This is a genomic window from Gilvimarinus sp. F26214L (assembly GCF_054401055.1).
This window is the reverse complement of sequence record NZ_JBTIYG010000021.1, coordinates 20750-31141: the sequence shown is the minus strand read 5'-3', so window position 1 is coordinate 31141 and position 10392 is coordinate 20750. Positions and strand designations below refer to the sequence as shown.

The following is a 10392-nucleotide window of genomic DNA, read 5'->3' as shown; positions in this document are numbered from 1 at the left end:
TCACATCCCTGTGATCCGGGCTGCGCCCGCCGGCGGAGCCGGCGCTCCAATCTGTTCCAGACAGATTGGTCAGGCTTTTGTACGGCCTTTTTCTCGTTCCGACTGGCAAAAAAATCTCGGTCAGGATTACCTTTGGGGCATTAATCCTTCCATTTCCCTTCCCTTCGCCCTACGAAACTTGACTGTACATATCTGGTGTCATTCTTTACGCTTCAGCGCGCCCATATCCACGGCTCCTACACAAAAAAAACATGCCCGGGCTGACGTTCATCAATGTGCGCCGGGACTGTGCCGGCGACAAAGTAATACGAAGAGGCACTATGTTCGATCTGACTAGAAGCGTTGCGGGAATCGCGTTGATCGCATCCCTGGCGAGCGGCTGCGCTACAACCGGCTACCAAGCACCCCGTCTGGCGGATGGCCAGCCCGACCTCCAAGGGACCTGGACCAATGTAAGTCTTACGGGCCTGACCCGTCCCGGCAATTTCAAGTCCCTTACCGTCAGTGAAGAGGACGCAGAACGAATTCGGGCGATGACGGCAGATCGCGCCAAGCGCGGCCTCCAGCCCACCGATCCGAACGCTCCGCCGCCGCCCAAGGGAAGTGGCGTGGGTGGATATAACAGTTTCTGGGGCGACATGGGTGAAGGTCTTGCCAAGGTCAACGGCGAGTACCGCACCTCCTGGATCGTGGACCCGGAGGATGGCCAGCTTCCGTACACCGAAAAAGGCCGCGAAATTTTCAACACTCTCCTCCAGGAGCAGCGAAATAACCTGGACGACCCCGAAGGGCGACCAATGGCTGAGCGCTGCATTATCGGCTTTGGCTCCACCGGTGGGCCGCCCATGCTCAACGTGATGTACAACAACAACTACCAGATCGTGCAGGGACCCGACACGATCATGATCCTGGTGGAAATGAACCACGACGCGCGTGTTATCCGCATGAATGCCGATCACCGGTCTGACCCGGTTCGACCCTGGCTCGGAGATTCTGTGGGCCGATGGGACGGCGACACGCTGGTAATCGAAACCACCAATTTCAATCCCGGCGAGAGTCTTCGACTCTACTTCAGTTCCTCGTTCTACATTTCCGAGGACGCAATGGTTACTGAGCGTTTGACCCGAGTCGCCGACGACGAACTGTTCTATGAGTTCGTTGTGGAGGACCCGGAGATCTACTCCAAGCCATGGCGTGCGGAGATGGTCTTCAAAGAGACTGACGGGCCCATCTACGAGTATGCCTGCCACGAGGGCAACTACGCGCTTCCCAATATCCTGGGTGGTGCCCGCCAGGAAGAGGCCGCTCGCGAACAGTAACCGAAGCTCCCGTCAGCACCCCAAAAAACCCGAGCCCGTCTCGGGTTTTTTTTGGCCGTCTTTCCGGGCCGCTCACATAACCCGGCAGCAACGTTAGGGGAAACTTGTCGTCTGGTCCAGGACTGTGCGGGAACGGGGTTGGTGGTGCTGATCAATGGTGTCCCGGAACCGGAGGATCTGCGCTCATTCCTGACCGGGGTTCTCTAACGAGTCAACCAGCCCATAAGCGTTGGCGATGACAGTGTTCACGAGGGAGCGGGCCTGGGCGTATCGGTTGACGGCGATGATGCCCAGTCCGCCCGCGAACTGTTGCTCCATGCCGATGCAGCCACGTACCGGGTCAAAAGCGGAGGCCGAAATACCTACTGCTTTCACGACGGCGTGCCTGCCTAACCCTTCTAAACAGTTTTCTCTATACAATGATTCGGAGCTTATTTATTCTGCTGGATTCGGCAATCAGCCGTCGGATCCAAGCGGTCAGTGAGGAGCTAACTGGCCGACGCTGCACGGAACGGTATTGGTGACAAGATTTAACAACAATGGGGGTACCATGCTCAGAACCTGCAAGAATCTCGCGCTCATCGCCACCGCCAGCCTGGTGCTGGGAGGCTGCGCAACCAACAGCTATACACCACCTCGGCTCGCGGATGGCAGTCCGGACCTTCAGGGCGTGTGGACCAACGCGAGTCTGACCACGCTCACCCGCTCCTCCATGTTCAAGTCCCTTACCATTACCCCGGAACAGGCGCAGCGCATTGCCGACCAGCGCGCAGCCTACGCAGAGCGGGACTCGCAACCGACCGACCCCAATGCGCCGGCCCCGAAAAAGGGCAGTGTGGGCGGTTACAACGCATTCTGGACTGATAGCGGCAGCGGACTGGCCATGATCGACGGCGCCTACCGGACCTCCTGGATCGTTGATCCGAAAGACGGCAAGCTGCCTTACTCGGAAGAGGGGCGCGCACGCTTTGAAAAGGAACGGAACGAGGCACGCAACAACTTCGACGGCCCGGAAATCCGCCCCATGCCCGAGCGCTGCGTCATCGGCTTCGGGTCCACCGGTGGTCCGCCCATGATGAATGTCCTTTACAACAACAACTATCAGATCGTCCAGACGCCGGATCAGATCGCAATCCTGGTGGAAATGAACCACGATGCACGCATCATCCGCATGGATGATTCGCACAACCCCCAGTCCATGCGCCGCTGGCTGGGAGATTCCGTGGGACACTGGGATGGGGACACCCTGGTCATTGAAACGCGGAACTTCAAGCAGGGCGAAAGCCTGCGCTTGTACTTCGATCAGTCGTTTTATATTTCGGAAAATGCAGTGGTGACCGAGCGACTGACACGTACTTCGGAGGACGAACTGTTCTACGAATTCGAAGTGGATGACCCGGATATCTACACTCAGGCCTGGCGCGGCGAGATGATTTTCAAGGCCACCGATGGCCCCATCTACGAGTACGCCTGCCACGAGGGAAACTACGCTCTGCCGAACATTCTCGGTGGCGCCCGCCAGGAGGAGCGGGAGCAAGCGGCTCAGGCGGCCAATTAAGGCGCAATGTCGGTGGCGGTCCCTCGAGGCCGCCACGCGAACCCCCGCTGTCGATCAGTGAATCGACAACCCTTTGAGACTGAAACCAGCCCGGGTTTGCGGGCACATGTCCGCAAGCCCTTCCCGATGAGTCGAGCAATTTGGCTCGCGTCGCGATCCGATCACCCCCCGTCCGCACTGGCAGTTCGCCACCATTTCTTCCAGACAGCCGTAGTGGATCGGGCGTGTTTTGTTGCGGCGAACCCACGAGTAAAGGACAATACCGCCCTTTACTGGGCTATTCGACGCAGCGGTGAGTTTCCGGGCTATGACAGCATCTGCACAGGCGGGCACGGGCCGGTTTGCGATTTCCGTCGATGGACTCAGCTTCCGGTACGGACGTCAATTCCCTCCTGCTCTCAACAACATTTCCCTGCAGGTCCCCCGGGGTCAATGCTTCGGTCTGCTCGGCCCGAACGGTGCGGGGAAGACGACGCTGCTGTCCATTCTGACGGGAATGCTCTCCAGTGCTTCCGGCCGGGTCCACGTGGGTGGCCATGGGCTGTCCGAACTGCGGGCCATCAAAAGCATCGGGTCTATTGTTCCCCAGGACCTGGCGTTCTATCCCGACCTTACGGGCCATGAAAACCTGGTGTTCTTTGCGGGGCTCCACGGGCTCGTGGGTTCCCTTCGGAAGGAGCGCATTGGCTGGGCTGCCGCTGTTTGTGGGCTTCAGGATGTTCTGGATCGCCCGGCGGACACCTACTCCGGTGGTTTGAAGCGGCGCCTGAACCTGGCCATCGGCCTGCTCAACAATCCCCAAATCCTGTATCTGGATGAACCAACAGTTGGCATCGATGCCCAGTCCCGCAACTTCATTCTTGAGGCTATTCGCGGACTCAAAGCCCGTGGTATGACGATCGTCTACACCTCCCATTACATGGAAGAGATCCAGGCCGTTTGCGATTCAGTGGCCATTGTCGATCACGGTCGGGTGGTGATACAAAGCAGTCTCGCCAGTCTGCTGGACCAGCAGGAGCGCATACTTGAAGTTTCTCTGCGCGAAGCACCTGACCAGCAACAGGCGGCTTTACTGGCTCAACTGGGGCACTGCGAAACCGAGGGCAAGCGAGTGAGAATCCGTTTTGACCAGGACCGAAGTCTTGACCGAATATTGGAGCAGATTGGCGGTATGGGCTTGCAGCCGCGCCAGATTCAATATGGCTTGAATCGCCTGGAGGACATTTATCTTTCGCTCACCAAAAATGAACTTCGGGACCAGTAAACGCGTGGCCAGTCTTGCGGCAATCCTTTACAAAGAGTTTTTGCTTCTGGTGCGTGATCTGCACGGTCTGTTGCTCATGTTTGCCATGCCGGTCGTGTTCATCGTGATCATGTCCCTCGCCATGCAACAGAATTTTGCGGCGCTGGGTGGTGCCCGGTTGCAGGTGCTGATCCATGATCGGGCGGATAATGAGGAGTCCGCGGCTTTGGTTGAGAACCTCAGCGCGGCCGGCGGCTTTCAGTTTGTGCCCCTGCCAGCCGCCACCGATCGCGCCGCGCTCCGGCAGCAGGTCGAGCAGGATGATGCAGCATTTCTGTTGACAGTGGATGACCTGCCGGACTCCGATGACAGCGGCAATCCCGTGGCCGTCGACCTGCTGGTCGCCCCGGGCGTGAACAAGCAGACCGAGGCCATTTTTGTAATGGCCATGCAGGAAGTTTTGCGCGGTTTGAAGGTCGAGCGAATGCTGGCCGACCAGGAGGACTCCTTTATCGGTGGCGGGCAGCCGCTGGATGAATTGGCTGCGGTTGCTCTCACGGTGGATTACGCCTACAGCGGGGAGCAGCAGCAAGCTCCCAGCGCGGTCCAGCAGAGCGTTCCCGCGTGGCTGGTGTTTGCCATGTTCTTTGTGGTGGTGCCACTGTCCAATACGCTCATCCGGGAGCGTCAATTCGGTACTCTTCGGCGCCTGCGGACCATTGCGGTGCCGCCGTGGCAACTCGTGGCCGGCAAACTGATTCCCTATTTCGTCGTCATGCAGGTTCAGGTTGCGTGCATGCTGGCGGTAGGGGTTTATCTGATCCCCCTGCTGGGCGGCGACCGGCTCCATCTGGGGTCCTCCTGGTCAGCATTAATGCTCATCGCCGCTGCGGCAAGCATCGCTGCCCTGGGCTATGCTGTATTTATTGCCGCGGTTGCCCGCACCACTGAGCAGGCCACCACGCTCGGAGGAGCCGGCAATATAATTCTGGCGGCCCTGGGTGGTATCATGGTGCCTTTATTTCTGATGCCTGCCACCATGCAGCAAATCGGTCAGCTCTCCCCCATGGCCTGGGGGCTGGAAGGCTTTCTGGATGTTCTGCTTCGCAATGGCGGGCTTGCCCTGGTCTGGCCCAAGGCCCTGGCCCTGACGCTATTCGGGCTTGCTCTGACCGGTGTTGCCCTGGCCGTAATGACCCGCGCACGGCAGGTATGAAGCGATGAGTGTGATTGATGGATAGTGCCGAGCTGAAGCTCACTCTAAAAAAAATGATAATCGACGAATGCGACAAGGACATGGAGCCCACCGAGATCGCCGATGATGAACAGTTGATTGGTGGTCGGCTTGACCTGGACTCCCTGGATGCATTGCAGATTTCCATGTGGGTTCAGAAGAACTACGGAATTCGCATTGAGAACGGCCCCGTCGCGCGCCGCGCCCTGGGCTCTGTCAACAGCCTGGCGCAGCACATTCAGTCCGAATCGGCGAGCCTGCGGTAAGCGGCTCAACCTGCATCCACCGGCTTTTCATGAACTCCGCATTCTTTCTTGGCTCCGCCCTCCATACCTCACTGGGCAGCACCTTGTGCGACTCGGTAGCGGCGCTCCACCGGGGCCTGCCCCAAGCCGCCTCCGTGCCTTGCACCCTGAAATCCGGTACGGCGCCGGCCATCCCGTATTTCCTCCTGTCCGGACTGCCGATAGATGACCCGGTCCTGCGACTGGACCATGTCCTCATCAAGGTCATGGAGGATGCGATTGCCGCCGCCGGTCTCAACTCTGCCCAACGGCGCCAGATGGCCCTGTTCGTTGGTTCCTCCTCCTTTGATATTGCTGCCGAAGAGGCCCGCTACCGCGCCGCTCTGGATGCCGGGGGGCCGGCCATTGCACTTGCGGATTGCGGGATGGGCAATCTGACTGAGCGAATCCGGCAAAAACTCGATTTAGGCGGTGAAGATTACACCTTCAATACAGCCTGTACCTCCAGCGCGAATGCACTCTGGTATGCCAGTAAGCTGATTGAGCTGGGGGAAATAGAGCATGCCCTGGTCGTTGGCGTGGAGTTTGTGAATACCACGACGACCTACGGATTTCAGGCCTTGCAGCTCTTGAGTCCCGGAGCAATGCGCCCCTTCGACCGGGAGCGAGACGGCCTGGTGCTCGGGGAGAGTTGCGCTGCGCTGGTCATCGGCCGGTCGCCCGAGCGAAAGGGTTTCCATCTGCGCGGCGGGGCCAACAACTGTGACACTTACAGCGTATCCACCACGCGGGAGGACGGCTCCGCCGTCCAGCGGGTCATTGAGCAGGCTCTGCACAATGCGCGCCTGAGGCCCGAGGCAATTCGCGCGATCAAGTGCCACGGCACCGCGACCTTATCCGGTGATGCTGCCGAAGCGAACGGGATGCTCGGCACCTTTCAGACTCTGCCGCCGTGCACTACCCTCAAACCCTATATCGGACACACCCTGGGCGCGTGCGGTCTGGCGGAGTTGATCCTGTTTTGCCGCGCGATCGAAGACGGGTTCCTACCGGGCACCCCCGGGGTGGCCGCTGAGGATTCGGGCCTGGGTTTCACACTCAATCAAGCCAGTACACCCATCGGCGCCGGGCACTTTATGCTGAACTATTTTGGTTTCGGGGGAAACAGCACCTCGTTGATTGTCAGTAATGGGCCGGCACAATGAGCGCGTCGGGCAGCCAGTTGAAGATCACAGCCACGGGCACTTACTACTGTCCCGTGGACGACGATTCCCTGCCCGAGCTGAAAGAAGCGGTCCGGGCCGCGACCGGCGTGGCGGTGCGCCGGGTGACGCGCTTTGTGCAGCTTGCTCTAATCGGCGCCGGCCGCTGCGCCAGTGGGCAGGATCTCCCCGCGGACACGGCGGTCTACTTCGCATCGTGCCGCGGCGACACGCAGGTCACCGTAGAACTGCTGGAGGACATGGTGGGTCGCAGGGAGTTGCCGGGGCCATTGACGTTCGTCAACTCCGTGAGCAATGCCGCCTGTTTTCATGTGGCCCGTGCCCTCGGTCTGCACGACCGCAGCAACTTCATTACCAACCGCTTCGACCCGATTACGGCAGCGCTGAAGTGTGCATGGCTGGATGTGCTCCGTGGTGAGGTTCGCAGTGCCCTGGTCGGCAGCGTGGACTCCTGCTCCACACCGCTGTCCGATCATCGGCAGCGCACTCAACGACCGCCCGATGCCACAGTTGCGGAAGCCAGTCACTGGTTGTTGCTGGGCAACGCTGCCGATCCCCGCCCGGCCCTGGCCTGGGTGCGGGCGGTAAAGAATTTCAGCAACTGGGAAGGGCTTCATCAGTGGCTGCGCGCGGGCGATTTCCGGGCGGCCGAGCTGGCACCGGGGCAGCACCTGCAGCCGGTTGACCAGGAGCGCATCCTGCGAACGACGGGTATTGATCAGGTCTGGAGGTACCGGCAGGAGCTTGCCGGGTACGATAGCGCCACCGGTGCCGCGATTGAGGGCTTTATTGCTCGCGGTGCGAGGTCGATGTTGCACGTGAACAGTGATCCCGCGGGACGCTTCAGCGTTGTGTGGCTGGCGGCGCCGTAAGTCGAATTACCGCGAGCGTGCAGGGCGGGGCTCTTCAGCCAACGGCGCCGGTCCAGGCGCTATACTTTGCGCAGCAACTCCCATACGGCTTTCTCCCGATCAGCGCATTCATTGAGAATGCGGTCGAGTTCATTCACGTCCATCGGAATGCGCTGCCGGCTCATCTTGCTGGCTGTCAGAGCAAACCGTCTCCACTCATCGCCCGCTGCCGTCATGTGTGCCGAGGCTTCCTGCAGTAAATCTGTTGCCACATGGGCTGAGGCCTGGTTCAGGAACGCAGCATAAATAAAGCGGAAGCCGGCGCCTCCGGTGCCGATTTCCTCCTGCATCCGAACGATATGGCTCAAGTAGAGAGGCAGGTAGCGTTGGCTCCTCTTCGGATCCGCCGCCACCCTCTTGAGATTTTTGCCGAGGTATCGAATACCACGAATCCCGATCACAGGCAGCGGCGCCTTGGCCATAATCTTGTAGTTGGCGCGAATGGCCTGGGGCACGACCTTGCGATAATTGATATCGGAGGGCACGGATACGGGGTAGTACATCATGCCTTTGGCCGCGAGAGCGCCCTTGGCAAAGCGCGCCTTGCGGAGGTCCGCCCGGGGGCAGCTCACCGGTTGCTCAAAGAGAGGATCGCTGATTGCGTACTGGTCTTTCTGGCGACCGATTACAAGCAGATTGTGAGCATTGAAATGAAACCGCATTTCTTCCGGGAAGTAGGGCAGCCAGTACACACTGGTCTGCAGTCCCACCAGCTTGCCGCTGTCCAGGAGCGCGTCAAGCTGGTCCATGCCTTTTTGGGGGTCGCCGAAGGTCTGGAATTTCATGCGCAGTCCGATGCGCTTTTGCAGCCCTTTGATGATCCATCGTGGCGGCATGCGGTAGGCGATCAGAGGCATGCCCGACAGCTTCACCAGGGGGATATAGGCGAAACCGAGCGCGTTGGACAAACCGAAGGCCATGGGCTCTGTCATCGGCAGGCCATAGTGGGTGAGCATGGAGGCCATGACGCCGCTTTCGCAGTGGGCAGACTGCAGGTGCTGGAAATCCCGTATGCCGGGGTCCACCAGCGCGATTCCCGCGGAGCTTTGGTCAGTCATGGTCCCGCTCCTCAGGCAGGGAATTCAGTTGGCCCCGGGTCAGTCCGAGCGCTTCACAGTAGCGCTCGATAATCGCGGGGGAAAGCTTCGTAAACACGTCCGGTCGGAAATGCCGGCGGATACGCCACTTGAATAACCCGGTTGCCTGGGCAAGCAAAGAAACATCCATACGCCGGTCGTACATGTGGTATTCCAGAGGCGAGCATTGCCCCTGTCTCGCGCGTAGCAACGCGTCCCGGCGATCGAGGTCGATGACGGCAATCGCGTCGCGGGTTGCGGCGCTTTCCACCTCCCAGCCACTGGAGTGAACGCCCGTGTAATTCCCCTTTTCGTCGACCGCATAGAGCAGCTTGTGCTGCCCGGCATAGGTGGAATCCCGGTCCTGTGGTACCTCGTCTTTCTTCATTGACGTTTAATCCCTTGCTCGAGATTCAGATGGTAGCTGGTCAGCCGACGACGGTCAGCTTCATCATGGCGGAGGAAAAGCGGCCGCTTTCGGGGATGTAGCAAAGCAGGGTTTCGCCCGCCTGCAGACGGCCCGATCGATACAGCTCGTCAAGCATGATGTAGATGGAGGCCGAGCCCGTGTTGCCTTTCTGGTTGAGGTTGGTAAACCAGCGCTCCCGGGGAATGTCGAGGCCCACGCGCTTGAGACTAGCGTACACGCCTTCGGCGAAGAAGTTGGAGGAATAATGCGGGATGAAGTAGTCGAACTGCTCGGCGCGCAACTGATAGCGTTCGATCAGATCGATCAGCGGCCGCTCCACAGTGTAATGCAACACATTCTCGTTCAGGAGCTTCACGTCCTGCTTCACGGCCATCACGGAATCCTCGCGGCGCTGCTTGTCGGAGAACTGCTGCCAGCCGGTGATGCTGCCATCTGCATTCTTGACGGCGCCCGCGTACATGCAGGTGTCGATTTCACCGGCGTAGGAGTAGACGTGCAGCCAATCGATGCGCAGGGACAGGCGCCCCTCGGCAGGCGTCGATTGCAGCAACACCGCGCCGGCCCCGTCAGACAGCATCCAGCGCAGGAAGTCTTTTTCAAAGGCCAGTTCCGGCTGGCTGCCCAGTTTGGCCAGTTGGGCTTCGGATTCCTCTTTGAAATTCTCTCCGCGCATCATTGCCGAAGAAAGCTCCGAGCCCGTGGCCACGGCCGATCGGTGTTCGCCACTGGCAACCGCAAGGTAGGCGTACTTCATGGCGGTCATTCCCGCCAGGCACACGCCGCTGGTTGCCACCACCTCACAGGGCGCCAGCTCCAGTTCCCCCTGGACCATGACCGCGTGATTGGGCATCAGCTGGTCTGCAATGGAGGTTCCGCAACTGAGGCAGCCCAGGGTGCCGAGGTCAAACCCCTCCTGCTCCAGTTTTTGCACCGCTCGCGCAGTCAACTGGGCATTGGTGTAATTGGGTCGCAGCGTCTGCGGGTCGATCGCGTAATAGCGTGATTGAATACCGTTGCTGCGCAACACCAGACGGCGCGCGCGGGATGGGCGGCCCCCTACCTGGCCCAGGATACGCTCCATGTTGTCGTTGTCGACGGGCTCGTTGGGTAGAAAGGAGGCGATGTTGGTGATGTAAACCGGAGGCAATGCCAT

At 59.8% G+C, this 10392-nt stretch carries 11 protein-coding genes; 7 read left to right on the top strand and 4 right to left on the bottom strand.

What is annotated here, in order from left to right; all coding sequences use genetic code 11:
• Positions 1–320 precede the first annotated feature (320 nt).
• A complete protein-coding gene (locus tag ACURWW_RS16680) occupies positions 321–1319 on the top strand; it encodes a hypothetical protein (RefSeq protein WP_445618210.1) in 999 nt (332 codons plus the stop codon).
• A 183-nt stretch (positions 1320–1502) separates the two neighbouring features.
• Here ACURWW_RS16680 and ACURWW_RS16675 read toward each other — a convergent pair whose 3' ends face one another.
• Positions 1503–1694: a hypothetical protein gene (locus ACURWW_RS16675; RefSeq protein WP_445618209.1), complete on the bottom strand. Its 192-nt coding sequence runs from the start codon at positions 1692–1694 to the stop codon at positions 1503–1505.
• 145 nt (positions 1695–1839) lie between these two features.
• On the opposite strand from ACURWW_RS16675, the gene ACURWW_RS16670 reads away from it, so the two are divergent.
• The 6 genes from ACURWW_RS16670 (at position 1840) to ACURWW_RS16645 (ending at position 7694) form a co-directional block, all read left to right on the top strand.
• The gene (locus ACURWW_RS16670) at positions 1840–2877 is read left to right on the top strand and encodes a hypothetical protein (protein ID WP_445618208.1); all 1038 of its coding nucleotides are present in this window, start codon (positions 1840–1842) and stop codon (positions 2875–2877) included.
• 307 nt (positions 2878–3184) lie between these two features.
• Positions 3185–4141 carry an ABC transporter ATP-binding protein gene (locus ACURWW_RS16665; protein ID WP_445618207.1) on the top strand — a complete coding sequence of 319 codons (957 nt, stop codon included), beginning with the start codon at positions 3185–3187 and terminating at the stop codon, positions 4139–4141.
• 4 nt (positions 4142–4145) lie between these two features.
• The gene (locus ACURWW_RS16660; RefSeq protein WP_445618206.1) at positions 4146–5336 is read left to right on the top strand and encodes an ABC transporter permease; all 1191 of its coding nucleotides are present in this window, start codon (positions 4146–4148) and stop codon (positions 5334–5336) included.
• Positions 5337–5353: 17 nt separating this feature from the next.
• Entirely contained in the window at positions 5354–5620 is a 267-nt protein-coding gene (locus ACURWW_RS16655; protein ID WP_445618205.1) for a phosphopantetheine-binding protein, read from the top strand.
• A gap of 29 nt (positions 5621–5649) precedes the next feature.
• Entirely contained in the window at positions 5650–6804 is a 1155-nt protein-coding gene (locus tag ACURWW_RS16650) for a beta-ketoacyl synthase N-terminal-like domain-containing protein (RefSeq protein WP_445618204.1), read from the top strand.
• The gene (locus ACURWW_RS16645; RefSeq protein WP_445618203.1) at positions 6801–7694 is read left to right on the top strand and encodes a beta-ketoacyl synthase chain length factor; all 894 of its coding nucleotides are present in this window, start codon (positions 6801–6803) and stop codon (positions 7692–7694) included. The genes ACURWW_RS16650 and ACURWW_RS16645 overlap by 4 nt, the downstream gene beginning before the upstream one ends.
• A gap of 59 nt (positions 7695–7753) precedes the next feature.
• Here the strand turns inward: ACURWW_RS16645 and ACURWW_RS16640 are convergent, their stop codons facing one another.
• Genes ACURWW_RS16640 through ACURWW_RS16630 form a run of 3 tightly spaced genes read right to left on the bottom strand, consistent with a single transcriptional unit; the run spans position 7754 to position 10392 of the window.
• Complete coding sequence (locus tag ACURWW_RS16640) at positions 7754–8791, bottom strand: BtrH N-terminal domain-containing protein (RefSeq protein ID WP_445618202.1); 1038 nt, start codon at positions 8789–8791, stop codon at positions 7754–7756.
• Entirely contained in the window at positions 8784–9197 is a 414-nt protein-coding gene (locus ACURWW_RS16635) for a hypothetical protein (protein WP_445618201.1), read from the bottom strand. Before ACURWW_RS16635 ends, ACURWW_RS16640 begins: the two co-directional genes overlap by 8 nt.
• 40 nt (positions 9198–9237) lie before the next feature.
• The gene (locus ACURWW_RS16630; protein WP_445618200.1) at positions 9238–10392 is read right to left on the bottom strand and encodes a beta-ketoacyl-ACP synthase III; all 1155 of its coding nucleotides are present in this window, start codon (positions 10390–10392) and stop codon (positions 9238–9240) included.

Bases quoted from the DNA above. Each gene is read 5' to 3' on its own strand.
- ACURWW_RS16680 (WP_445618210.1), top strand. From the start codon at position 321: ATGTTCGATCTGACTAGAAGCGTTGCGGGAATCGCGTTGATCGCATCC.
- ACURWW_RS16635 (WP_445618201.1), bottom strand. From the start codon at position 9,197: ATGAAGAAAGACGAGGTACCACAGGACCGGGATTCCACCTATGCCGGG.
- ACURWW_RS16655 (WP_445618205.1), top strand. From the start codon at position 5,354: ATGGATAGTGCCGAGCTGAAGCTCACTCTAAAAAAAATGATAATCGAC.
- ACURWW_RS16665 (WP_445618207.1), top strand. From the start codon at position 3,185: ATGACAGCATCTGCACAGGCGGGCACGGGCCGGTTTGCGATTTCCGTC.
- ACURWW_RS16650 (WP_445618204.1), top strand. From the start codon at position 5,650: ATGAACTCCGCATTCTTTCTTGGCTCCGCCCTCCATACCTCACTGGGC.
- ACURWW_RS16630 (WP_445618200.1), bottom strand. From the start codon at position 10,392: ATGGCATTGCCTCCGGTTTACATCACCAACATCGCCTCCTTTCTACCC.
- ACURWW_RS16645 (WP_445618203.1), top strand. From the start codon at position 6,801: ATGAGCGCGTCGGGCAGCCAGTTGAAGATCACAGCCACGGGCACTTAC.
- ACURWW_RS16640 (WP_445618202.1), bottom strand. From the start codon at position 8,791: ATGACTGACCAAAGCTCCGCGGGAATCGCGCTGGTGGACCCCGGCATA.